21 protein-coding genes and 1 riboswitch are annotated in these 23,897 nt (G+C 74.0%); of the genes, 9 read left to right on the forward strand and 12 right to left on the reverse strand.

Annotation, left to right across the window (positions count from 1 at the left end):
* Window positions 1-110: 110 nt before the first annotated feature.
* From pknB to thiO, 4 genes are all read right to left on the reverse strand, one after another.
* Window positions 111-2,036 (reverse strand): Stk1 family PASTA domain-containing Ser/Thr kinase, encoded by a 1,926-nt coding sequence (gene pknB, locus ABVB68_RS10820; protein WP_353600697.1) that lies wholly within the window; start codon window positions 2,034-2,036, stop codon window positions 111-113.
* A 99-nt stretch (window positions 2,037-2,135) separates the two neighbouring features.
* A complete protein-coding gene (locus ABVB68_RS10825) occupies window positions 2,136-2,930 on the reverse strand; it encodes a thiazole synthase (protein ID WP_353600698.1) in 795 nt (264 codons plus the stop codon).
* 3 nt (window positions 2,931-2,933) lie between these two features.
* Window positions 2,934-3,146 carry a sulfur carrier protein ThiS gene (gene thiS / locus ABVB68_RS10830; RefSeq protein WP_353600699.1) on the reverse strand — a complete coding sequence of 71 codons (213 nt, stop codon included), beginning with the start codon at window positions 3,144-3,146 and terminating at the stop codon, window positions 2,934-2,936.
* Window positions 3,143-4,303 carry a glycine oxidase ThiO gene (gene thiO, locus ABVB68_RS10835; protein WP_353600700.1) on the reverse strand — a complete coding sequence of 387 codons (1,161 nt, stop codon included), beginning with the start codon at window positions 4,301-4,303 and terminating at the stop codon, window positions 3,143-3,145. Before thiO ends, thiS begins: the two co-directional genes overlap by 4 nt.
* Window positions 4,301-4,412: riboswitch (TPP riboswitch) on the reverse strand. (Overlaps the previous gene by 3 nt.)
* 52 nt (window positions 4,413-4,464) lie before the next feature.
* Between thiO and ABVB68_RS10840 the strand changes: the two genes are divergently transcribed.
* From ABVB68_RS10840 to ABVB68_RS10865, 6 genes are all read left to right on the forward strand, one after another.
* Window positions 4,465-4,815, forward strand: coding sequence for an avidin-fold protein (locus ABVB68_RS10840; protein WP_353600701.1), 351 nt, complete (start codon window positions 4,465-4,467; stop codon window positions 4,813-4,815).
* Window positions 4,816-4,847: 32 nt separating this feature from the next.
* Window positions 4,848-6,095 carry an NAD(P)/FAD-dependent oxidoreductase gene (locus ABVB68_RS10845; protein ID WP_353600702.1) on the forward strand — a complete coding sequence of 416 codons (1,248 nt, stop codon included), beginning with the start codon at window positions 4,848-4,850 and terminating at the stop codon, window positions 6,093-6,095.
* Between the two features lie 475 nt (window positions 6,096-6,570).
* Window positions 6,571-6,936: an Rv2175c family DNA-binding protein gene (locus tag ABVB68_RS10850; RefSeq protein ID WP_353600703.1), complete on the forward strand. Its 366-nt coding sequence runs from the start codon at window positions 6,571-6,573 to the stop codon at window positions 6,934-6,936.
* Window positions 6,937-7,016: 80 nt separating this feature from the next.
* Window positions 7,017-7,667, forward strand: coding sequence for a thiamine phosphate synthase (thiE, locus tag ABVB68_RS10855; RefSeq protein ID WP_353600704.1), 651 nt, complete (start codon window positions 7,017-7,019; stop codon window positions 7,665-7,667).
* Between the two features lie 169 nt (window positions 7,668-7,836).
* Window positions 7,837-8,760, forward strand: coding sequence for a methylenetetrahydrofolate reductase [NAD(P)H] (gene metF, locus ABVB68_RS10860; RefSeq protein ID WP_353600705.1), 924 nt, complete (start codon window positions 7,837-7,839; stop codon window positions 8,758-8,760).
* A 56-nt stretch (window positions 8,761-8,816) separates the two neighbouring features.
* Window positions 8,817-9,755, forward strand: a complete 939-nt coding sequence (locus ABVB68_RS10865) for an SCO2102 family sporulation regulator (RefSeq protein WP_353600706.1) — start codon at window positions 8,817-8,819, stop codon at window positions 9,753-9,755.
* Window positions 9,756-10,030: 275 nt separating this feature from the next.
* On the opposite strand, the gene ABVB68_RS10870 is transcribed toward ABVB68_RS10865, so the two are convergent.
* The 5 genes from ABVB68_RS10870 to ABVB68_RS10890 form a co-directional block, all read right to left on the reverse strand.
* Complete coding sequence (locus tag ABVB68_RS10870) at window positions 10,031-11,539, reverse strand: phytoene desaturase family protein (RefSeq protein ID WP_353600707.1); 1,509 nt, start codon at window positions 11,537-11,539, stop codon at window positions 10,031-10,033.
* A 58-nt stretch (window positions 11,540-11,597) separates the two neighbouring features.
* Window positions 11,598-12,200: a DUF4126 domain-containing protein gene (locus tag ABVB68_RS10875; RefSeq protein ID WP_353600708.1), complete on the reverse strand. Its 603-nt coding sequence runs from the start codon at window positions 12,198-12,200 to the stop codon at window positions 11,598-11,600.
* 388 nt (window positions 12,201-12,588) lie between these two features.
* A complete protein-coding gene (locus ABVB68_RS10880; RefSeq protein ID WP_353600709.1) occupies window positions 12,589-13,218 on the reverse strand; it encodes a TetR/AcrR family transcriptional regulator in 630 nt (209 codons plus the stop codon).
* A 47-nt stretch (window positions 13,219-13,265) separates the two neighbouring features.
* On the reverse strand, window positions 13,266-15,350 hold the full coding sequence (locus ABVB68_RS10885) for a YhgE/Pip family protein (RefSeq protein WP_353600710.1): 2,085 nt from the start codon (window positions 15,348-15,350) through the stop codon (window positions 13,266-13,268).
* Window positions 15,322-16,215 (reverse strand): ATP-binding cassette domain-containing protein, encoded by an 894-nt coding sequence (locus tag ABVB68_RS10890; RefSeq protein ID WP_353600711.1) that lies wholly within the window; start codon window positions 16,213-16,215, stop codon window positions 15,322-15,324. Before ABVB68_RS10890 ends, ABVB68_RS10885 begins: the two co-directional genes overlap by 29 nt.
* A gap of 161 nt (window positions 16,216-16,376) precedes the next feature.
* Here ABVB68_RS10890 and ABVB68_RS10895 point away from each other — a divergent pair, with 161 nt between their 5' ends.
* The 3 genes from ABVB68_RS10895 (at window position 16,377) to ABVB68_RS10905 (ending at window position 18,610) form a co-directional block, all read left to right on the forward strand.
* Window positions 16,377-16,940, forward strand: a complete 564-nt coding sequence (locus ABVB68_RS10895; RefSeq protein WP_353600712.1) for an SAV_6107 family HEPN domain-containing protein — start codon at window positions 16,377-16,379, stop codon at window positions 16,938-16,940.
* Between the two features lie 181 nt (window positions 16,941-17,121).
* Window positions 17,122-17,949 carry a methyltransferase gene (locus tag ABVB68_RS10900; protein ID WP_353600713.1) on the forward strand — a complete coding sequence of 276 codons (828 nt, stop codon included), beginning with the start codon at window positions 17,122-17,124 and terminating at the stop codon, window positions 17,947-17,949.
* Window positions 17,950-18,226: 277 nt separating this feature from the next.
* On the forward strand, window positions 18,227-18,610 hold the full coding sequence (locus ABVB68_RS10905; RefSeq protein WP_353600714.1) for an SCO2097 family morphological protein: 384 nt from the start codon (window positions 18,227-18,229) through the stop codon (window positions 18,608-18,610).
* A gap of 385 nt (window positions 18,611-18,995) precedes the next feature.
* Here ABVB68_RS10905 and ABVB68_RS10910 read toward each other — a convergent pair whose 3' ends face one another.
* Genes ABVB68_RS10910 through ABVB68_RS10920 form a run of 3 tightly spaced genes read right to left on the reverse strand, consistent with a single transcriptional unit; the run spans window position 18,996 to window position 23,778 of the window.
* Complete coding sequence (locus ABVB68_RS10910; protein WP_353600715.1) at window positions 18,996-21,380, reverse strand: transglutaminase TgpA family protein; 2,385 nt, start codon at window positions 21,378-21,380, stop codon at window positions 18,996-18,998.
* On the reverse strand, window positions 21,377-22,738 hold the full coding sequence (locus ABVB68_RS10915) for a DUF58 domain-containing protein (protein WP_353600716.1): 1,362 nt from the start codon (window positions 22,736-22,738) through the stop codon (window positions 21,377-21,379). The genes ABVB68_RS10910 and ABVB68_RS10915 overlap by 4 nt, the downstream gene beginning before the upstream one ends.
* Window positions 22,738-23,778: an AAA family ATPase gene (locus tag ABVB68_RS10920; RefSeq protein WP_353600717.1), complete on the reverse strand. Its 1,041-nt coding sequence runs from the start codon at window positions 23,776-23,778 to the stop codon at window positions 22,738-22,740. The genes ABVB68_RS10915 and ABVB68_RS10920 overlap by 1 nt, the downstream gene beginning before the upstream one ends.
* Window positions 23,779-23,897 lie beyond the last annotated feature (119 nt).

The following is a 23,897-nucleotide window of genomic DNA, read 5'->3' on the forward strand; positions in this document are numbered from 1 at the left end:
CCGTCACCGGACGGGGACGACGACCTCGTCACCGGACGGCGACGGTGCCTCCCGTCACCGGACGGGGAGGGCGCTTCAGGTCACCGGACGGGGCACGGTGCCCCCGGCACCTACCGGATGGTGATCGTGATCGACGACCCCTTGGGCGCCGTCTCGCCGCCCTTCACCGACTGCTTCTTCACGGTGTCGCCGAACAGCCCGAGCAGCCCGCGGTCCTCGTCCACCTGGAAGCCGGCGCCCTCGAGGGCCCGGTGGGCGTCGTCCACGCTGTCGCCGACCACGTCCGGCACCTCGACCATCTCCGGGCCCTTGGACAGCGTCAGCGTCACCGTGTCGCCCTCCGCCGCCTCGTCACCGTCCCGCGGGCTCTGCGCCGCGACCGCGTCCTTGTCGTACTCGGAGTTGATCCGCTCCGGGGCGATCCGCACCTTCAGCCCGGCGTCCGCCAGCTCCTGCTTCGCGCTGTCCAGGTCGTCGCCGGTGACGTCCGGTACGTCGATCGGGCTGCCCTTGCTGACGGTCAGCGCGATCGCCGAACCGGCGTGCCGCTCGGTGCCCGCACGCGGGGCCGTCGCGATCACGGACCCCTTGTCCACGTCGTCGCTGAACTCCCGGGTGACCATCCCCGGCTCCAGCCCCGCCGACTTCAGCCGCGCCCGCGCCCCGGCGAGCGACTGCCCCTGCACATCGGGCACCTTCACCGTCTCCGGGCCCAGCGAGACGGTCAGCGCGACCGAGTCGTGGTCCCGGATACGGGCGCCGGGCGCCGGGTCGCTGCTGATGACGGTGCCGCGGTCGACGGTGTCGTTGTACGACCGCTTGATCTTCCCCACGTCGAGCCCGGCCGACTTCAGCCGCTCCCGCGCCTGCGCCTCCGTCTTCGTCAGCAGCGGCGGCACCTTCGTGAACTGCCCGGAGTTGATGTACCAGACCCCGGCGCCCACGCCGAGCACCAGCAGCACGGCCGCGAGCACGGCCAGCACCGTCCGCCGGGGCCGCGCCGGGCGCCGCCGGTCGGGGACGGGCGGGGACTGCAGCCGGGTGGTGCGGTGGACGCCGTCCGCCGCGGCGTCCTCGTCGACGGGAAGCGGCCGGGGTACCGTCAGTGCGCGCGGGATCACGCTCGTGCGGTCCTCGGCGTTGTCGTGCTCCGCGGTCAGCGCCTGCGGCGGCAGTGCGTCCAGCTGCTCCTCGGTCAGCGCCCGGCGCGCCTCGCGCACCTGGCCCAGCAGCACCACGGCGTCCTGCGGGCGGATCCCGGGTTGGCGCGCGGTGGCCGACGCGACCAGCTCGTCCAGCTCGAACGGCAGCCCCGGCACGAGCGCCGAGGGCGGCGGCACGTCCTCGTGTATGTGCCGGTAGAGCACCTGGGCGGGGGAGTCCCCCGAGTGCGGCTTCCCGCCCGTCAGCATCTCGAAGAGGACGACACCGCACGCGTACACGTCGACGCGTGGATCGGTGGTCCCCCGTTCTATCTGCTCGGGCGCGAGGTACGACACCGTCCCGAGCACCGAATCCGTCGTGCTGGTCACCGTGTCCACCGAGCGCACCAGCCCGAAGTCGGCCACCTTGACCCGGCCGTCGTCCCCTATCAGGACGTTCTCCGGCTTCATGTCCCGGTGCACGAACCCGGCCCGGTGCGCGGCGCCGAGCGCGGCGAGCACCGGCTCCAGGATGTCCAGCGCGGCCCGCGGCTGCAGGGCACCCCGCTCGCGCAGCACGTCGCGCAGGGTGCACCCGGCGACGTACTCCATCGCCAGATACACGTACGACCCGTCGGTGCCCTGGTCGAAGACCTGCACCACGTTGGGGTGGTCGAGCCGGGCGACGGACTTCGCCTCCCGGATGAACCGGTCGACGAAGGCCCCGTCCACCGCGAGCGCCGGGTGCATCACCTTCAGCGCGAGGACGCGGTCCAGACGGGTGTCCAGGGCCCGGTAGACCGTGGCCATCCCGCCGGCCGCGACCCGCGCGTCGATGCGGTATCGGCCGTCGAGCACCTGCCCGACGAGAGGGTCCTGAAGGGTCGTATCCACGCAGGCGAGTCTACGAGGGACGACCGGCACTCCCGTCCCCCCGTGCTTTCGCGGGGGACGGAATGCAGCAGAGCTGTGACCGTCGCGCGACCGGCTCGGCTAGAAGGCGGGGCGCTCGGGGTCCAGGTGCGCGCGCCCCTCGGTGGGGGAGGACGCCTCGGCGAAATGGCGGCGCGGGATGCGCCCCGCCAGCCGGGCCAGCCGGCCCGCCTCCACGGCGTGCTTCATGGCCGCGGCCATCGTCTCCGGCTCCTGCGCCCGGGTGACGGCCGAGGCCAGCATCACACCGGCGCAGCCCAGCTCCATCGCCAGCGCCACGTCGGACGCCGTACCGGCGCCCGCGTCCAGGATCACCGGCACGCGCGCGTGCTCGACGATCAGCTGGAAGTTGTGCGGATTGCGGATGCCGAGCCCGGACCCGATCGGGGAACCGAGCGGCATCACCGCCGCACAGCCCACGTCCTCCAGCCTGCGCGCGAGGACGGGGTCGTCGTTCGTGTAGGGCAGCACCGTGAACCCGTCGTCGACCAGCGTCTCCGCCGCCTCCAGCGTCTCCACCGGATCCGGCAGCAGGGTCCGCTCGTCGGCGATGACCTCCAGCTTGACCAGGTCCGTGCCCAGCGCCTCCCGGGCCAGCCGGGCGGTGAGCACGGCCTCCCCGGCGGTGAAACAGCCCGCGGTGTTCGGCAGCGCCCGGATGCCGAGCCGCTCCAGCACCGAGAGCACCGAGCCGTGCACGGAGGGGTCCACCCGCCGCATCGCGACCGTCGTCAGTTCCGTACCGGAGGCAACCAGCGCCCGCTCCAGCACGTCCAGGCTGGGCGCACCGCCCGTGCCCATGATCAGACGGGAGCCGAAGGGCACTCCGCCGAGAACGAAGGGATCGTCGGCCATGGGTCAGCCTCCTTGGACGGCGGTGAGGACTTCGACGCGGTCGCCCTCGGCGAGCGCGGTGTCCGCCCACCGGGCGCGCGGGACGACGGTCTCGTTGACGGCGGCCGCCACCCCGGAGGGCGCCGGGGTGAGGGCCCTGACGAGGGAGTCGAGAGCGGTGCCGGGGGCGATGTCCCGGCGCTCCCCGTTGACGGAGATGGTGACGGAGAGGGTCATGCGGGCTGCTCCGTGAGGACGGTGCCGAATCGCGTCGGCGTGAACGGGCGGGCTTCTTCGGGAAGGTCGCCGGTGACCAGCGCGTGCGCCAGGACGTCCCCCGTCACGGGCGTGAGCAGCACCCCGTTGCGGTAGTGCCCGGTGGCCAGCAGCAGGCCGTCGAGGCCGGACGGGCCGAGCAGCGGCGCGTTGTCCGGGGAGCCGGGCCGCAGCCCGGCGCGGGTCTCGGTCAGCGGCAGCTCGGTGATGCCCGGCACCAGTTCGTGGGCGTCGCGCAGCAGCTCGTACACGCCGCCGGCCGTGACCGTCGTGTCCCAGCCCAGCTCCTCGCTGGTGGCGCCGACGACCAGCTCGCCGTTCTCGCGGGGCACCAGGTAGACGTGGCTGCCGCGGACCACGGCCCGCACGGTACGGCTCAGGAACGGCGCGAACCGGCCCGGCACGGTCAGCCGCAGCACCTGCCCCTTCACCGGCCGCACCGGCGGCAGCAGCGCCTCCGGCACACCCGCGAGGCGTCCGCTCATGCTCCCCGCGGCGAGCACGACCCGGTCCGCGCGCAGCCCGGTGCCGTCCGCCGTGGTGACACCGGCGGCCCGCTCCCGGACCACGTCGAGCCGCTCGGCCCAGGCCCGGTGGAAGACCACTCCGGCCCGCTCGCAGGCGCTCACCAGGGCCGCCGCCAGCCGCCGCGGATCGATCTGGTGGTCACCGTCGACCCGCAGGCCGCCCCGCACCCCGGACGCCAGCATCGGCTCCAGCCGCCGGCACTCCCGCCCCGACAGCCACTCCGCCTCCAGGCCCGAGCGCTGCTGCAGCGCGTGCAGTTCCCGCAGGTGGGCGCGGTCGTCGGCGTCCAGCGCGACGGCGAGGGTGCCGCAGCGGCGGTAGCCGAGGTCGAGGCCGGTCAGGTCGGTGAGCTCGGCCGCGAAGTCCGGATAGCGGCGCGCCGACTCCAGGTTCAGGGCGAGCAGCCGCTCCTCGCCGTAGTGCAGCTCGGTGACCGCGGCCAGCATCCCGGCCGCCACCTGGGCCGCGCCGCCGCCGGGCTCGGGGTCGACCACGGCCGTGGCGAGCCCGCGCTGCGCGGCGCGCCACGCCGTGACCAGACCGATGATTCCGCCCCCGATGACGAGGACGTCGGACGTACGTGAGGACATGGGCGTCCAGCCCCTCCCTTCGCCGGCATGACCCGGATCAGGTTCGTACGGTCGGAGGCCGCCAGCCTCCCTCTCAGCCCGGTGCGCCCGGGCTCCCGCGAGTGCTTGTACGGTGGCCAGCCTAGCCCGCAGCACTCGTCACCCGTAAGGGAGCCCCTGTCATGGCCCGCTCGCTCGACGGACTGGTCCTCGCCCCGGTGGCGGACCAGTCCCCAGGTCAGGTGGGTACGCGTACCCGGTTCACGTACCACGAGGAGGACGGGGCGGTCTGGGCCGAGTACGCGGGCGGCGACGTCGTGCGCGGCCGTCTGATCGGCACCCGCGAGGGCGACCGGCTGGACTTCCGCTACGTGCAGCTCAAGACGGACGGGACGACGTCCTCGGGGCACTGCGTGTCGCAGGTGACCGAGCTGCCCGACGGCCGCGTGCGACTGGCGGAGACCTGGGAGTGGGAGTCGCAGCCCGGGGCCGGTACGAGTGTTGTGGAGCAGGTCACCGAGCACGCCCCCTGACTGACGCACCGTCACGTGTCTAAGGTGATCGGGTGAGCGAGCAGACAGCGCAAGAGACCCCGGCGGCACAGCGGCGCGTGGTCGTCGTGGGCGCGGGCATGGCCGGCGTGCAGACCGCGGCCGCCCTGCGGGACCAGGGCTTCCGGGGCCCCGTGACCGTCATCGGCGCCGAGCCGCACCAGCCCTACGACCGGCCGCCGCTGTCCAAGGCCGTCCTGCTCGGCAAGGCCGAGGGCTCCGCCTTCGACGTGGACTTCGAGGCGCTCGGCGTCGAGCTGCGGCTCGGCTGCGAGGCGCTGGGCGTGCGCCCCGCCGAGCGCGAGCTGGACACCGAGGCGGGCCCGGTGCCCTACGACGTCCTGGTCCTCGCCACCGGCGCCGAGCCGATCACCCTGCCCGGCACCGAGGGCGTCCCCGGCGTGCACCTGCTGCGCACCCTGGACGACGCCGAGCGGCTGCGGCCCGTGCTGGAGCGGCAGCACGACATCGTGGTCGTCGGCGCCGGCTGGATCGGCGCCGAGTTCGCCACCGCGGCCCGGCTGGCGGGCTGCGCCGTGACCGTCGTGGAGGCCGCCGACCGGCCGCTCGCCGGCGCGCTGCCCGCCGAGGTGGCCGCGCCGATGGCCGCCTGGTACGCCGACAGCGGCACCGAACTGCGCACCCACGCGCGCGTGCAGCGCGTCGAGCCCGGCGCCGTGGTGCTCGCCGACGGCACGCGGCTGCCCGCGGGCGCCGTGGTCGTCGGGATCGGCGCCCGCCCCGCCACCGGCTGGCTGGCCGGCTCCGGCGTCGAGCTGGGCGCGCACGGCGAGGTGCTCGCCGACGCCCGCCTGCGCACCGGCGTCGCGGACGTGTACGCCGTCGGCGACTGCGCCTCCTTCCCCTCGGCGCGCTACGGCGAACGGCTGCTCATCCACCACTGGGACAACGCCCTGCAGGGCCCGCGCACGGTCGCCGCCAACATCCTCGGCGAGACCGACGCCGTCTACGACCCGGTGCCGTACTTCTGGTCCGAGCAGTTCGGGCGCTTCGTCCAGTACGCAGGCCACCACGCGGCGGCCGACCGCCTGGTGTGGCGCGGTGATCCGACGGGGCCGGCCTGGACGGTGTGCTGGCTGCGCGGGGAGCGGCTGGTGGCCCTGCTGGCGGTGGGCCGGCCGCGCGATCTGGCCCAGGGCCGGCGGCTGATCGAGGCGGGCCGCCACCTGGACCCGGAAGCCCTGGCGGACCCGGCCCGGCCCCTGAAGGACGCCACCGCCGACCGGCCGGCGACGCCGTGACGAGAAGCGCCGCGTGACCGGGTGCGACGCCGAGCCCGGAGCGACGCTTGGCCGGGTGTGACGCCCGTGACCGGCTGCGACGCCCCTGACCGGGAGCGGCGGCGTGATCGGGTTCGGGGATCGTGACCGGGAGCGACGGCGTGCCGCGGAACGCGCGGCCGGACTCGACCGGGAGCGACGGCGTGACCGGGTTCGGGGATCGTGACCGGGAGCCACGGCGTCCCGCGGAACGCGCGGCCGGACGCTGCCGCCCGTGACCGGGTGCGACGCCCCTGACCGGGAGCGACGGCGTGACCGGGTTCGGGGATCGTGACCGGGAGCCACGGCGTCCCGCGGAACGCGCGGCCGGACGCTGCCGCGGCGCGCGGGGCAGCCCGTGGCGACGTCCGTCGCGACCCCGGGCGGCGTCCCGCGGAGCGCTCGCGTGGACCTGCCTGACTTCCGACTGTCGGTGGGGGATGGCAGGCTAGATTCCGTGACCGAGATTGACACGAAGATCGATGCTCTCGTCCCCGCCTGGCTCACCGTCCCCGACATCGCCGAACAGCTCGGCGTCGAGGTGACGCGTGTGCGGCAGCTGGTCAAGGAGGGCCAGCTCATCGCCGTACGCCGAGGTGAGAACAAGGCACTGCACATCCCCGCCGCCTTCATCGACGGGGACAAGGTCGTCAAGGGCCTGTCCGGGACCCTGACGCTCCTGAGGGACGACGGCTTCACGGACGAAGAGATGCTGGAGTGGCTCTTCACCCCCGACCCGACCCTGCCCGGCACCCCCGCGCAGGCCCTGAGCGAGAATCGCGGCACGGAGGTGAAGCGCCGCGCCCAGGCGCTCGCCGTCTGAGCCGACCGCGCCAGGAGGTGGCGTGCGGCTCCCAGCCCGCACGCCACCGGCCACCACTCCGACCATGGGGGGACCCGCACATGTCCGACACCGCCCGCGCCGCGCTCGCCGACGCCCGCCTGTACCTGTGCACGGACGCCCGTGCGCGCCAGGGCGACCTCGCCGAGTTCCTCGACGCGGTCCTGGCCGGTGGTGTCGACATCGTCCAACTGCGCGACAAGGGCATGGAGGCCGCCGAGGAGCTGGAGCACCTCCGGGTCTTCTCCGAGGCCTGCGCCCGCCACGGCAAGCTCCTCGCGGTCAACGACCGGGCGGACGTCGCCCACGCCGCCGGTGCCGACGTGCTGCACCTCGGTCAGGGCGACCTGCCCGTCCCGGCGGCCCGCGCGCTCCTCGGCGACGGCGTCCTGATCGGCCGCTCCACGCACGCCGAGGAGGAGGCCGCCGCGGCCGCCGTCCAGGAGGGCGTGGACTACTTCTGCACCGGCCCGTGCTGGCCGACCCCCACCAAGCCCGGCCGGCCGGCACCCGGCCTCGACCTGGTCCGCAGCACGGCCGCGCTGGGCACCGACCGCCCCTGGTTCGCCATCGGCGGCATCGACCTGGGCAACCTGGACCAGGTGCTGGACGCCGGCGCCCGCCGGGTGGTCGTGGTCCGCGCGATCACCGAGGCGGACGACCCCGGCGCCGCGGCGGCGGAGTTCGCCAAGCGGCTGCGGGAGACCCGGTAGCGGTTCCGGGGACGCGCCGTCCGCTCCGGGGACGCGTCGTCCGCCGTCGACGTTCGCCAGTGACCCCGGGATGAGGCCTCCCGTCCACCTGATGGACAAGAAAACGACAAATCGGCCAAATTTCCGGTGTGCGGTTGGGGGACCGCCCACCCGTGGCTAACCTGCGGGTATGGCCCTAGGAACCGCATCCACCAGGACCGATCGCGCACGCACCGTGCGTGACATCCTGGCCACCGGCAAGACGACGTACTCGTTCGAGTTCTCGGCGCCGAAGACCCCCAAGGGTGAGCGGAACCTGTGGAGCGCCCTCCGGCGGGTCGAGGCGGTCGCCCCCGACTTCGTCTCCGTGACCTACGGCGCCGGCGGCTCGACCCGCGCGGGCACCGTCAGGGAGACCCAGCAGATCGTCGCCGACACCACGCTCACCCCGGTCGCCCACCTCACCGCGGTCGACCACTCCATCGCCGAACTGCGCAACATCATCGGCCAGTACGCGGACGCCGGCATCCGCAACATGCTCGCGGTGCGCGGCGATCCGCCCGGCGACCCGATGGGCGAGTGGATCGCACACCCCCGGGGACTGACGTACGCGGCCGAACTCGTCCGGCTCATCAAGGAGTCGGGCGACTTCTGCGTGGGCGTGGCCGCGTTCCCGGAGATGCACCCGCGCTCCACGGACTGGGACACCGACGTGACCCGCTTCGTGGACAAGTGCCGCGCGGGCGCGGACTACGCCATCACACAGATGTTCTTCCGGCCGGAGTCGTACCTGCGGCTGCGCGACCGCGTGACCGCCGCCGGCTGCGACACCCCGGTCATCCCGGAGATCCTGCCGGTCACCAGCGTGAGAATGCTGGAACGGCTGCCGAAGCTCAGCAACGCGATCTTCCCGGATGCCCTGAAAGAGCGGATCCTCACAGCCAAGGACGATCCGGCGGCGGTACGCTCCATCGGTATCGAGTTCGCCACCGAGTTCTGCGCGCGGCTGCTGTCCGAAGGAGTGCCCGGACTGCACTTCATCACGCTCAACAACTCCACGGCGACCCTGGAAATCTACGAGAACCTGGGCCTGCACCACCCCCCGCGGGCCTAGACCGGCCGCCACGCGATACGACACACTGCGTAGCGGCCACTGGGAGAGGGGCGTACATGGGCTGGACGGTCCTCTACATCGCATTCGGCGTCGTCGCACTGTGGTTGCTCGGCGAGGTGCTGCTGCAGTACAAGGCGCGGCTGCGCTGGAGGCTGCTCGCGTTCGTCGGCTTCCTCGGCGTCGTGCTCGGCGTGCTGATGCCGTCCGTGATCGTGATCGGGCTGGGCGCGATCGCCTTCGCGACCGGGCAGACCTACGTCACGCTGTCGTTCCGCCGCGGCTTCGCCGCGGGCTGGGCGGTCAAGCGCCCCGAGGCCGAGACCGGCGGTGGCAGCAAGCGCCGCCGCGGCAGGACGGAGCGCCAGGCCCCGGCGCCGGAGGACTTCGACCCGGGGACCGCCGAGAGCGCCGAGGACGCCGAGAGCGCCGGCCACGGGGACGCCGGCTACGGCCAGGAGCGCCCGGACTACGCCGACTACGACCGCGACGACGTCTTCACCCCCGCCCGCGGCGCCGGGGAGACCGGCGCCGAGGCCGCCTCCGTCTACGAGCCCCAGCCCCTTCCCGACGACACCGGCTCCTACGGCGTCTACGGCGACACCGCCGCGCACGCGGGCGCCGCCCAGGCACCGGGCGCCGACCAGAACTACGCCTACGGCTACTCCGGTTACGGCCAGCAGGACTACGGCTACGACACCAGCGGCCAGCAGGCCTACGCCAACTACTCCGACCCGTACATCGGCACCCAGGCCTACGGCGGCACCTCGTACGACACCGGCTACGGGCAGCAGCAGTACGGCCAGCAGGGCTACACCCAGGATCCGTACGCCACCGGCGGCTACGGCGAGACCCCGTCCGGCGGGGTGTGGGTGCCTCAGCAGCGCACCGACGAGACCTACGGCGGCGAACTCCCGCAGGAGCAGCCGTACCCGTACCAGACGGGCGAGCAACACCCGCACCCCGGCGCGGGGTACGACGAGCAGTACCGCTTCTGAGGCGCGGGGTCGCCGAGCGGTACGGCCTTTGAGGCGCCGGGTACGGCGAGCAGTACGGCCTTTCAGGCGCCGGGTACGCCGAGCGGTACCGCTTTCCGGGCGCCGGTATCGCTTGCGGGGCGCGGGGTACGCCGGGGAGCGATGAGCGGTACCGCTTCCGCGGCGGCGGGGACGACGGGCGCTACGGCTTCTGCGGCGCCGGCACGACGGGCGCTACGGCCTCCGAAACCCGGGTACGCCGAGCGGTACCGCTTGCCGGGCCGCCGTGCACCGGCTCACCGAGAGCCGCGGAAGTCCGGGCCCTCCACGATCAGGCCGGCCGCCAGTGCGCCCGACATGCCCGCGTGCGGCAGGCCGCCGCCGGGATGGGACCAGCCGCCGACGGTGAACAGACCCGCCAGCGCGGTGCTGTTGGCCGGATGCAGCACCCCCTCGGGCGCGGCGAGCGCCGGCGGCGGGACCGCACCGCCCGTGGCCCCCGTCTCCCGCTCGGTGTCCAGGGGCGTGCGGACCTCGCGCCACAGCACCCGCTCGCGCAACCCCGGCACGGCCCGCTCGGCGGCGGTGACCAGCCGGTCCGCGAAGGCGTCGGCGGCGCCCGGCGCGGCCCAGTCGTACTCCGTCGCCGCGGGCACCGTCGCCGTCAGCACCATGGACTCGTGCTCCCCGCCGGGGCGCAGGGCCGGGTCGTCCGGCCGGTCCACGACGACCGTCGGCAGGTCGGGCACCACCCCGTGCCGGAACAGCTCCAGATCGCCGTCGCCGTCGGCCGAGTGCACCACTGTGCGATGCACCGCCCCGGGCTCCCGGGCGCCCCGCAGCGCCAGGCACACCACCACCCGGCCCGGGTACCGGTCCTCGGGGTCCGGGGGCACGTCCCGCGCGCCGTACAACTCCTTGCCCGGGACCAGGCCGCCCAGCCGCCAGGGCCCCGTGCCGAGGACGAAGTCCGCATCGCACACCGTGCCGTCGGCCAGCTCCACCCCGGCCGCCCGGCCGTCCTTCTCCAGGATGCGGGCGACCTCGGCGCCGAAGACGAACTCGACCCGCCGCTTCAGGCACCGGTCGTACACCGCGCGCGCCAGTTCCCGGATGCCACCGCGCACGTACCAGCTGCCGAAGGCGTGCTCCATGTACGGCAGCACGGCCGCGCTCGCCGGGGCGATCCCGGGGTCGACGCCGTAGGCGAGCGCGTAGCCGTCCAGCAGCTGGGCCAGCCGGGGATCGCGCAGTTCCCATCTGCCGATCTCGAACAGCTTGACCGCGCGCCGGGTGCGCAACCGCCGCCGGTACGGAACGCCCGGGTAGGGCTCCTTCTCCATCAGCACCGGCCAGTTGGGCCACAGCGGCTCCTCCAGCAGCGGCCGGCGGGTGCGGTCCCAGGCCTCGCGGGCCCGCACCAGGAAGTCGCCCCAGCGCTCGCCCGCCCCGGCGCCCAGCGCCTCGTCCAGGGCCGCGACCACGCCCGCGCGCGAGGCGTTCGGCAGCACGGCCTCGGTGCCGTCCGCGAAGACGTGCCGCGACGCCGGGTCGACCTGGACCAGCTCGACGCAGTCCTCCAGCGGCTCCTTGCCGGTCTTGAGGAACAGGTCGCGGTACACGGCGGGCAGCGTCAGCAGCCCCGGGCCGGTGTCGAAGGCGAACCCGTCCCGCTCGAAGCGGCGCACCGCACCGCCGTACGTCTCCGTGCGCTCGTACACCACCACCCGGTGGCCCGCGACGGCCAGCCGGGCGGCAGCCGCCATCGCGCCCATCCCAGCGCCGATCACCGCAATCCGTGCCATGTCCGCGACTCTATCGACCACCACCGACAATCCGGTCGGCGGGCGGCTCCGGCACAGGTCAGGGCGCCCGCGCCGCCAGGCGCCGCTCCTCCCGCCGCTGGGCCCTGCGGCGCAGGAAGCGCCGGATGCGGGAGACGAGGAACACCAGTGTCAGCAGCCCGCCGGCCAGCAGGACGCCCGCGACGACCGCCGCCGCCAGCGGGTGGAACATCGCGAACGCCACGACGGCGCCCACTCCGAGGTCCTCGGCGAGACTCAGCGCGAAGTTGCTGAACGGCTCCGGCGAGGTGTTGACCGCCATCCGCGTCCCGGCCTTGACCGTGTGGCTGGCCAGCGCCGTCGAACCACCGAGCAGCCCGGCCGCCACATCCGGGAGCGAGCCGCTGTGCCCGGCCAGCAGCGCGCCCACCCAGGCGCCCGCGAGCGGCCGGACCACCGTGTGCACGGCGTCCCACGCCGAGTCCACGTAGGGGATCTTGTCGGCGACCGCCTCGCACAGGAACAGCGCACCTGCGACGATCAGCACCTCGGGCCGCTGCAGCGTCTGCGGGATGTCGTCGCTCACCCCGGTCACGCCGAACAGACCGAGCAGGAGCACCACCGCGTAGGCGTTGATGCCGCTGGCCCAGCCGCTGGTGAAGACGAGAGGGAGTACGGACACGCACGCGATCGTAGCCAGTGCGCGTCGCGGAGTCCCGGCCATGCGCGCGGACGGCTGAGTACCCGTACCTAGGCCCAAGGATGAGTACGCGCGCGGATGGGACCGGGGCCCCGGGGACGGGAGAGTGGAGCCACGGCCGGGGCGCGGCCCGGCACCGCCGGCACGGGGCGGCGGAACGGCGCCGCCCACCGGCCGCTCCTTCCGCCGATCCGTCGGCGGAAGCGAGACAGGGGGTCCCGGGGAAGACCACCACGGGGATCCGCACGAAGCCCGTACGGGGGAGTGCGGGAAGGAAGTACGGGGGAGTCACGGGGGACGGGAAGGCGCCGGTCCGGCAGCGGACCGGCGCCTCTTCGCGTGCGTGCGGGGGAATCCCCGAACGGCGTTCCTAGACCTTGCCGCTGACCCGGCCCTGGAGCAGCCGGGACAGCGCCGAGTGGACGTCGTCCAGGGAGCGCTCCGGCTGGAACGCCTTCCAGTCCAGCGCCGCCACCAGCACCATGCCGACCAGCGCGGCCGCCGTCAGCTGCACGTCGATCTCGTCGCTGAACTCGCCCGCGGCCACACCCTCGCGCAGCACTCCCTCGACGACCGCGACGGCCTCCTGCCGGACCACCATCAGGGTCGACTGCCAGGCCCGGTTGGTGCGCCACAGCTCGGCCACGTACAGCTGGGTGAAGGCCGGGTAGCGGTCGATGAAGACCAGTCCCGCGCGGATCATCGCGTCCAGCGCGTCCACCTTGCCGCCGCCCGCGGCCGCCGTCAGCTCGGCCGCCTCCCTCAGGGAGGCGGTGAGCAGGCCCACCCCGTGCCGCAGCAACTCCTCGAAGAGGACCGACTTGCTCGCGAAGTTGTAGTACACGGTGCCCTTCGCGACCCCGGCCCGCTCGGCGATCTCGTCCACCGTGGTGGCGGAGAAGCCCTGCTCGGCGATGAGCGTGACGGCCGCTTCGTAGAGCTTCTGCCGGGTGGCCTCACGGCGCGTGCTGCCGCCGGACCTGGCGCTGCTGCTTTCCATGGCCCCGATTCTCACAGGTACGCGCGCGTGCCGAGACTCCCCGGGGATCACAGGCTCAACTCCGGGTGCAGCCGGGACGGCGTCCACACCTGGCGCCGCCTGGCGGTGAGGGCGGTCAGCGCCAGGGCGCCCAGGGTGAACGCGCCGAGCACGGCGCACGCCTGCCAGACCGGCCCGAGCCCGCCACCGGTGATCAGCCGGCGCAGCGCCTCCACGATGTAGCTCATCGGCAGGAACGGGTGGATCGCGCTGAAGAAGCCCGGACTGGTCTGCACGGGATAGGTGCCGCCCGCGGAGGTCAGCTGGAGCATCAGCAGGGCGAGCACCAGGATCCGGCCGGCCGCGCCGAAGCGGGCGTTGAGCCACTGCACGAGCGCCGCGAAACAGGCCGCGACCAGGCACAGGAAAGCGATCGTGCCGGCCGCGTGCAGCATCTGCAGACCGATCGCCCAGTGCAGTACGGCCATCAGGGCGGCCACCTGCGCCGCGCCCACCGCGACCACCGGCAGCCAGCCGGCGAACGCGATCCGCCAGGCGGAGGAACCGGCCGAGAGGGCGCGCCGGTTGAGCGGCGGGATCAGCATGTAGGCCACCATCGCGCCCACCCACAGGGACAGTGGGATGAAGTAGGGCGCGAATCCGGTGCCGTAGTTCGGCGCGTGGTGCAGATCGTGCGAGGCCAGTCGGACCGGGTCGGCCATCACGCCGGTGCGCCGGTCGCGGTCCCGTTTGCCGTAGTCCGGGATCTTCTTCGCGCCGTCGTGCAGCCCGCCCGCCAGCTTCCCCGAGCCGTCGGACAGCTTGTACAGGCCGCCGTCCAGGGTCCGGGCGCCGGACTCGGCGGTGCCGATCCCCTTGTCCAGGGCGACCGCGCCGGTGTGGGCGGTGCCGAGCCCGGTGTGCAGCTTCTCGGCACCCGCGGCCACCTTGTGCGCACCGGTGTTCAGCTTGTTGATCTTCTTGACGGCGTCGTCGACGTCCTCGGCGAGGTGGGGGGCGCGCTTCTCGAGTGCCTCGGCCTGCTTCCGCAGGGTGCCGAGGTTGTCCCGCATCGTCTTCAGGTCACCGTCCTGGTCCGCGACGAGGGTGTTGAGGTCGTCGGCGACCGTGGCCACCTCGGCGGCGGCCTTCTTGGCCCGCTTCAGTTCCGGGCAGGCGGGGTCGGGGAGGGCGGCGCTCCCGCAGCGCGCCTCGTAGATCCCGTCCAGGACGGCGGAGGAGGCGTGGGCGGCCTTGGCGGCGCCCGGCGCGTGCTCCACCAGGACGTCGAGGTTGTCCGCGACCGCCCCGGCCGAGTCGGCGACCAGTGCGGCGGTGTCCCCGATCGTCTTCTCGTTGCCCTTCAGGAACGGGCCCGCCTCGCCGTAGACACCGTTGACCCGGTCGGCGAGCGTCTGGGTGCCGTCGGCGACCTGCCGGGAGCCGTCCTGGAGGTCTCCGGCGCCCTTGTCGAGCTTGGCGATCCCCTTGGCCAGCTCGCCGCTGCCGCCCTTGGCGTCCTTCAGTCCGTCGGCGAGGTCCTTGGAGCCCTTTTCCGCCTTGCCGATGCCGTTGTTCAGCTTGTCGGCACCCGTGGCGGCCGTGGCGGTCTTGTCGTGGATGTCGGAGAAGGAGACGAAGATCTTGTCCAGGAACGTCCGGGACGCCTTCGTGGACGCGGCCGAGCGCACCTCGCTGAAGACCGTGCGGGAGATCTGGCCGACGATGTAGTTGTTCGCGTCGTTGGTGCGCACCTGGAGGGCGCCGGTCTCGGGGGAGTCACCCGAACTGGACGCGATCCGCCCGCTGAAGTCGGCCGGCATGGTCAGCGACAGGTAGTAGGTGCCGTCCTCGACGCCCTTGCGGGCCTCTTCGTCGCTCACCTCGTGCCACTCGAACGTCCGGCTGTCGCGCAGCCCGTCGACGATGTCGTCGCCGGCGGTCACCTTCTTCCCGGCCGCCGTCGCCCCCTTGTCGTCGTTGACCAGGGCCACCGGGATGCGGTCCAGCCGGCCGTAGGGGTCCCAGAACGACCACAGGTACAGGGCGCCGTAGAGCAGGGGCAGCACGAGCAGCGCGACCAGGGCGGCGCGCGGCAGAGCTCCGCGTCCGAAACGCCTCAGCTCAAGCGCGGCCAGCCTCGGTGAGCGCATCACGGGCCTCCTCCTCCGGCTCGCCGCGGTCGGTCTTGTGGGCGCCGTCGGCCGGGGCGCCGTCCTCGGGCTCGCTCCGGCCGTCCGGCGGTTCGCCGTTGCCCGATGCGCTCCGTCCGTCAGCCCGGCCGCCGTTCCCGGATCCGTTGCGGTCGTCCGCCGGGCCGCTCGTGCCGTCGCGCCGCACGGTGGACACCCGAACGCAGTCCTCGGGAGCGGTGCGGCACACGGCCACGGCCGTCGTCCCCGCGCGCGTGAGGGACCGCAACAGGCCCCAGACCTCGGCGCGTTCGGAGTCCGAGAGCTTCACGTCGATGTCGTCGACACCGAGCAGCCGGGGCCGCCCGACGAGGGCCAGGGCCACGGACAGCCGCAGCTCCTGGAGCCGCTCCAGGTCGCGCACGGCCGTCCGGGAACCCTTGGGGAGGGTCTCGAGGTCGAGTCCGGCGGCTGCCAGGGCGGCGTCCACCCGCAGCCGCTCCTCGTGGACGCGCTGGGGGCGGGGCCGCAGCACCTCGCGCAGGGAATCGCCGAACCTGCGCTGGAGCAGGGCGCGTTCGCGCAGGTGCTCGCCCACCGTCAGGGCCGGCTCCAGATCGGTCACCCCCGTCACGTTGGCCACGGCGGCCACCCGGCGCACGGCCGCCATGTGCCGGGGAAGTTTGAACCCGCCCACCGCGGCCACCCCTTCGGTGGGTTTCATGCGTCCCGTGAGCGCGAGCAGCAGACACGTACGGCCGGAGCCGGACGGTCCCTCGATCGCGATCAGCGAACCCGGCTCCGCCTCGAGGGTGATGCCACTGAAGGCCCACCCCCGAGGTCCCTTGAGTCCGAGGTCTTCGGCCGTGACGTCGACGCCGTCCACGAGCCCCCCTGCCTGGCAGATTTGAACTGACTGGTCAGTACAAAAATACGCCCGAACGGTAGATCGAAGCAAAGGCCCAGGTCAGAACGGATTGTCAGTGCCATACCGCACGATGGGCACATACGGCACCCGTGCCGTCACCAGACGACAGGAGGTTCGTCATGGCCAACTCGTCCGCAGCCGCCGCCCGTCGGCGCCGCGCCACCGGCCCTGCCCCCTCACTGACCGGCCCGGCGAGCGACGTGCACCCCGTGCTCCGCCGGGCCACGGCCCCGCCCGCCGCCCTCGACCTGCTCTCCCAGGCCCGCGCCGGCCTGGAGGAAGCCACCGTCCTGACGACGCCGAACGAGCGCTATGCGACGGCCCACCTCGCCGCCCTGCGCACCGCGGCCGCCGTGCTCGCCGCCCGGGGGCGCCCCGAGACCTCGCCGCGCCGCCGGGCCCGGATCCGCAGCGCCTGGGAGGTGCTGCCCGAGATCGCCCCGGAGCTGACCGAATGGAGCGCCCTGTTCGCCTCCGGCGCCGCCCGCCGGGCCCGCGCCGAGGCCGGCATCCGGGACGCCGCCGGACAGCGGGACGCCGACGACCTGATACGCGACGTGGCGATGTTCATCCGCATCGTGGAGCGGACCCTCGTCCTGCAGCCGATCCTGCCCCAGCCCCGCCAGGAGGGCGGCGAACGGGACGGCCCGGGGACGCCGAGCGGCCTTCCGGACACGGGCTGACCACCGGTTCGTCCGCCGTACGAGACGTACCCGGCCCACCGCCGCCGCGGTGACCGGGTACGGCGCCGAAGGCAATAGGGTGGGAAGAGCTGAAGCCTTCCCGTCTCCCGACCCGGGGCCGGGGAGGTGTCCCGTTCACGCCGCCGGCCACAGGCGGTGCCGCGCCGAGGAGTCAACTGCCGTGTCGGACCCGATGCGCCCGCCCGTCTCCCCCCACCGCCCTCAGGCGACGCCGCTGCGCTCCGACCCCTCCCGCCCGCGCGCCTCCCTGCGGACCGCCGTGGTCTGGGAGGTCCTCCAGGACGCCCTCGACCGCCGGGTCAAGGCCACGGGCCGGGAGGCGCTGGACGTCCTCGACACCGGGGGCGGCAGCGGCAACTTCGCGGTGCCCCTCGCCCGCCTCGGCCACCGCGTCACCGTCGTCGACCCCAGCCCGAACGCGCTGTTCGCGCTGGAGCGCCGCGCCGCCGAGGCCGGCGCCGCCGACCGGGTCCGGGGCGTCCAGGGCGACGCCCACGGCCTGTTCGACGTCGTCGAGCGCGGCGGCTACGACGCCGTGCTGTGCCACGGCGTCCTGGAGTACGTGGACGACCCGGCCGAGGGCCTGGGCAACGCCGTTGCCGCACTGCGCCCCGACGGCGTCCTCAGCCTCCTCGCGGCCGGCCTCGGCGGCGCCGTGCTCGCCCGCGCCCTCGCCGGCCACTTCAAGGAGGCCGGGCAGGCCCTCCAGGACCCCGACGGCCGCTGGGGCACCGGCGACCCGATGCCGCGCCGGTTCACCGCCGACCAGCTCACCGCGCTGGTCGAGGGCGCGGGCCTGCGGGTCGGCGCCGTGCACGGTGTCCGGGTCTTCGCCGACCTCGTGCCCGGCGTCCTGGTGGACACCGAGCCAGGTGCCCTCGACGCGCTGCTCGAGCTGGAGGCCAGGGCGGCCGAGTTGCCCGCGTTCCACTCCGTCGCCACCCAGCTGCATGTGCTCGGTGAGACGCCGGGTGCCGCAGGAGCCTGAGCGCACGCCCGGGGCGAGCCGCTGATCAGCGGCTCGGCAGCGGATGGAGTACGCCACAAGCCCCCCGAACGAGGGGTTTGCGCCGTATGATCGAGGTGCACCGCCCGGCATGACGGGTCGGTCGCCGGGGAATGGAAGCCTCAGCGAGCCGGGACGCCCATGTCGGGTTGCGGTTGGCTTATTGGCGTAGAGGGGCGGGTTTCACGGGGGCGATTCCCTGCCTATCCTGAAGGGACCCCCCGGGTCGCCCCGGCGACTGCACGATGAGGAGGACTCCGTGCCGCTCTCGGAGCACGAGCAGCGCATGCTCGAGCAGATGGAGCGAGCGCTGTACGCCGAAGATCCCAAGTTCGCGTCGGCGCTCGAGGGAAGCGGACTGCGTACGTACACCCGGCGGCGGGTCTACCAGGCGGTCGCAGGCTTCCTCGTGGGTATCGCACTCCTCATGGCCGGAATGGTCGCGCAGCTGATCTGGGTCAGTGTGGTGGGTTTCCTGGTCATGCTGGGCTGCGCCGTACTGGCCGTCACCGGCTGGCGCAAGGCCCCCAAGCCGGGTGAACAGCCCGCGGCCGTCCCCGGCCGCCAGGGCCGGCCGAAGCGCTCCGTGATGGACCGGATCGAGCAGCGCTGGCAGCGCCGCCGGGACGAACAGGGGCACTGAGCGCGCCGCGGCTCGCCGCCGGCAGACGTCCTGCCCCGCTGACCGGCGCGACGCGTGCCTACCCGGCCGACAACAGCAGACATACGCGTGAGGGGTGACCACCGTCCGGTGGTCACCCCTCACGCGTATGCACACCCCGACCCGTCCGCGCGGCACCCGCGCACCGGCGGCACGCGCACCAGCAGGGCTCCGCGCTGACGGTGCTGCGCACCCGCAAGGCTCCGCGCTGACGGCGCTGCGTGCCCGGAGGGCTCCCGCCTCGCGGGACCGCCACCTCTCAGGACTCCGCGCCACGGCACTCCGCGCCCGCGGAGCTCCCACCTCACAGGACTCCCCGGCCGTCGGACCAGCGGGACTGCCGCCTCCGGGGTCCCCCGCAGCGCGGTCAGCCCCGCTGGTCCGACGGCCGGCGCAGTGCCGGCCTGACCGCCGCGGCGCGGGCCGTGAGGGCCGCCCAGCGGGCGGCCGCCGCCCACAGCACCCGCGCTGCCGAGCGGGGCAGGAACCGCGCCCGCAGACGAGCCCTGGTGCCGGCCGTGCCGCGCAGCGCCTCGACCACCCGGCGGACATCCTGTGCCGCCCCCGCCGACGGGCGCGGCACCGGCGCGTACAGCACCTGCTCGACCGCGTCCGCCACCCGGTGCACCGCGGCACCGGACGACGGATCCAGCTGCCCGAGCCGCACGATCCGGTCGGCCGCCTTCCGAGGGGTCAGCGACTCCTCCGGTGCGATGCCGTAGTCCCAGGCGCTGTCCGTCAGCTCCTGCCAGACGGCCAGGGTGTGCGCCGCCGCGCCCTCAGGGGTCCGCGGGTGCGCGCCCAGCCGCAGCGAGCGCGCCCGCCGCCGCCACAGCAGCGGTGACAGGGCGACGGCCGCCAGGGTCAGGACGGCCAGCCCGGTCAGCAGCCCCCACCACGGGAACGGCCGGTCGTCCCCGCCGTACGGGACCCCCACCGCCGACGCGCTGTCGCAGGCCTGGAGTTCACGCAGCCGGCCCGCGCAGCTCCGGCTCGGGGAGGCCGCCGCCGAGGGCGCCGAGGACGCGTTCTTGGACGGCAGCGTCTGGTCCGGGAGCGAGGTGCCGGGCGTGTCGGGCTGGGTGTACGACGGCGTGGTGCCCCGGGTGGGGGTCGGCTCGAAGCGGGTCCAGCCCACGCCCTCGAAGTACAGCTCCGGCCAGGCGTGCGCGTCCTTCTGGTTCACCGCGACCGTGCCGTCACTCTGCGGGGTGCCGGGAGCGAAACCCACCGCCACCCGGGCCGGGATGCCGAGGGTGCGCGCCATCGCCGCCATGGCGAAGGAGAAGTGGATACAGAAACCCTCCTTCTCCTTCAGGAAGTTGGCGATCGCGTTCGGGCCGCGGCCGACCCGCACCTGGGTGTCGTACCGGAAACCGCCGGTGACGGTGAAGTAGTCCTGGAGCTTGACGGCCTGGTCGTAGTGGCTCGTCGCGCCCGAGGTGATCTCCCGCGCGGTGCGGGCCACCACCTTCGGCAGCGAGGACGGCACCTGCGTGTACTCGCGCTTCAGGCTCGCCGGCGGCTCCGGCGCGGAGGCCAGCTGCGCCGCGGTCGGCCGCACGTCCAGGCTGGTCACCTGGTACGACTTGCCACGCGTGTCCTGGCCGTGGTCACCGACGAGGGCCATCCCGACGGGTTCGTAGCGCCACCGGCCGCTGATCTTCACGCCGCTCGGCGGATAGGGCATCGGCAGCCACTCCTGGGCGTACCAGTCCGCCGCCCTGACCGTCGTGCTGATCCTGTCGCGCTTGACGGCCTCGCCCAGGCCGGTGGGCGTGGGGAACTCGTCCGGCACCCCGACGATGTGCCGCTGGGCGGGCTTCCAGGTCGTGCCGTCGAAGTCGTCCAGGGAGATGATCCGCAGGTACAGGTCGGAGACGTCGTCCGTGCTGGTCCGCAGGGACAGCAGCTGGCGGTCGTCGTCGGTGTTCAGGTTGTCGCGCAGCGACACCAGCAGATTGACCGCGGAGCCGCCGCCGCCCTGGCCGTCGCCCGCGCCCATGCCCGGGCCGGAAGGGCTCAGCAGCCCGCCCTGCATCGTGGGCAGGGCCAGCGGCACCACCAGGGCCACACCGAGCGCGACCGCGCCGATCCGGCGTCCGGTGCGCACCGGGGCGGCGGCGCCGGGCTCCGGGGAGCCCGGGGAACGGGGCGCGCCGCCGAAGACCCGGCCCCACTGGGCGGTCCGGTCCCGGCCCTCCGCGAGCAGCAGCATCAGATAGCCGGCCGCCGCCACCAGGAACCACAGCCAGTCGGCCGCGCCGTCGGACAGCCCCGCGGCCACCGAGTACAGCGCGAGCAGCGGCAGGCCGGCCGGGGCCGCGCTGCGGAAGGTCACCGCGAGCGTGTCCACCAGCAGGCCGATCAGCAGCACGCCGCCGATCAGCATCAGCTTGATGCCGTCGGTGAGCGGCGCCGGTATCGCGTACCGGCTGACGTCCTGCGAGCCCTGCCGAAGCAGGTCGGCGAGGAACCGGAAGGTGTCCGGGCCGGGAATCAGCCCGACGATCGCGTGCTCCCGGGCGAAGACCAGGGTCAGCAGCATCAGGGTGACCAGCGCCTGCACCGCCACCGTCAGCGGCCGGCCCACCGGCACCCGCCGGGCCGCCGCACCCACCCCGGTCTGCACCGCCACCAGCGGAACCAGCTGCAGCAGCCAGGTCGGCTCGGCCACCAGGGGCAGCAGCGCGCACGAGGCCATCAGCGTGGCCGCGGCGGCACACAGGGCAAGTCGCGCCCGCCCGCTCATCCCAGTGCCTCCTCGCTCACGGCGGCCAGGCCCGACCGCTCCCGGTCCGCCTGCCGCCACAGTCCGTCGAGCGGGGCGCCCCGCGGCACGCTCAGCGCCGTCCAGCCCGCCTCGCGCAGCAGGCGCAGCCGCTCGCCGTGCCGGTCGCCCGGCGGCGGCACGTCGGTCGGCTCCCGCACCCAGGTTCCGGGGTCGAGCACGAAGGCGACGGCGCCCCCGCTGCGCCGGCTCATCCGGGCGACCGTCGCCGCCTGCTCCTCGTCCAGGTCGCCGAGGAAGGCGACCAGCAGCCCCTCGTTGCCGCCGCGCAGCACGTCGTACGCCCGGGAAAGCCCCGTGCCGTCGGAGTGGTCGATCACCGCGAGGGTGTCCATCATCAGCCCGGCCGCGTCCGCGGTCTCCTGACCGGCGCCCGCGAACCCGTCGGCGCCCTCACCGGGCACCGAGCTGCCGACGTCCGTCAGCAGGCGGACGGCGAAGCCGCGTTCGAGCATGTGCACCAGGACCGACGCGGTGCCCGAGACGGCCCACTCGAAGGCCGAGTCGGGACCGGCGCCCTCGAAGGCGCCGCCCCGGGTGTCCAGCAGCACGGTGCACCGGGAGCGTCTCGGCTGCTCCTCGCGGCGCACCATCAGCTCGCCGTAGCGCGCGGTGGAGCGCCAGTGCACCCGGCGCAGGTCGTCGCCGTAGCGGTAGCCGCGCGGGATCACGTCGTCCTCGCCGGCGAGGGCCAGCGAGCGCTGCCGCCCGTCGCCGTAGCCCTTGGCCTCGCCGCTGAACCGGACCGGCGTCAGCGGGTCCACGCGCGGGACGACGGTCAGCGTGTCATGCGTCGAGAAGGACCGGGTCAGTTCGCACATTCCGAACGGGTCGGCCAGCCGCAGCTGCAGCGGGCCCAGCGGATAGCGGCCGCGCAGGTCGGAGCGGACCCGGTAGGACACCTCGCGGCGGCCGCCCGGCTCCACCCGGTCCAGCACGAACCGGGGCCGCGGCCCGAGGACGTACGGCACCCGGTCCTGCAGCATCAGCAGACCGGTGGGCATCCGGGAGACGTTGTCGACGCGCAGGTGTACCCGGGCCTCGCTGCCGGCCGGCACCCGCCCGGGGGCGAGCCGGCGGCCGGCGGCCACCCGGTAGCGCGTGCGGTACAGCACGGTCGCGCAGATCAGCGGCAGGGCGGCCAGCAGCAGTCCGACCCGCAGCAGGTCGCTCTGGCCGAGCACGTACGCGCAGATCGCGGCGGCGATCCCGGCCGCCAGGAAGGAACGGCCGCGGGTGGTGAGCCCCGCCAGGGCGGTACGGACGCCGCCCGCCTCCCCGCGGTCGGCCTCCGGCTGCCCCGTCCCCCCGGCGCTCATCACAGACTCCGCGGAGGCTGCTGGGGATAGGCCGGCACGCTCCGGCCGAGTCCGCCGAAGCCGCTCTGCGGCCCGGGGGCCGCGGGCACCGCGGTGTGCTGCAGGATCTCGAGCACCACCTGCTCGGCGGTGCGGCGGTTCAGCTGGGCCTGGGCGGTGGGCAGCAGGCGGTGCGCGAGGACGGCGACGGCCAGCGCCTGGACGTCGTCCGGCAGCGCGTACTCCCGGCCGGCGAGGGCCGCGGACGCCTTCGCCGCGCGCAGCAGATGCAGCGTCGCGCGCGGGGAGGCGCCGAGTCTGAGGTCGTGGTGGCTGCGGGTGGCCGCGACCAGCTCGACCGCGTACCTCCGGACCGCCTCGGAGACGTGGACGCCGCGCACCGCCTCGACGAGCTTCACGATCTCGTGCGCGTGGGCCACCGGCTGCAGGTCCTCCAGGGGGCTGGCCCCGCCGTGCACGTCGAGCATCTGCAGTTCGGCCTCGACGCTCGGGTAGCCCACGGAGACGCGGGCCATGAAGCGGTCGCGCTGGGCCTCCGGCAGCGGGTAGGTGCCCTCCATCTCGACCGGGTTCTGCGTGGCCACCACCATGAAGGGGCTGGGCAGTTCGTAGGTCTGCCCGTCGATGGTGACCTGCCGCTCCTCCATGGACTCCAGCAGCGCGGACTGGGTCTTGGGGGAGGCGCGGTTGATCTCGTCGCCGATCACGATCTGCGCGAAGATCGCGCCCGGTTTGAACTCGAAGTCCCTGCGCTGCTGGTCCCAGATGGACACACCCGTGATGTCCGAGGGCAGCAGGTCGGGCGTGAACTGGATGCGCCGCACCGAGCAGTCGATGGACCGTGCCAGCGCCTTGGCGAGCATCGTCTTGCCCACCCCGGGGACGTCCTCGATCAGCAGATGGCCCTCGGCGAGCAGCACGGTCAGCGCGAGTCGGACGACCTCGGGCTTCCCCTCGATCACGCCCTCCACCGAACCGCGCACCCGTTCCACCGTGGCGGTCAGTTCAGTGAGGCTCGCTCGATCGTCATAGGTCGTCACCCGGCCCTCCTCGGCCCGTTCTTTCCGGGCCGACGCTCTGCGATGCAAACCGGCCCACCCCGAAACACGGGCATCACACGGAAGCAGTTCCGTGTGATGCCACTCCCCGCATTCTTCCT

Origin of the sequence: Streptomyces sp. NPDC096012 (genome assembly GCF_040426375.1) — a bacterium.
Lineage (GTDB): Bacteria > Actinomycetota > Actinomycetes > Streptomycetales > Streptomycetaceae > Streptomyces.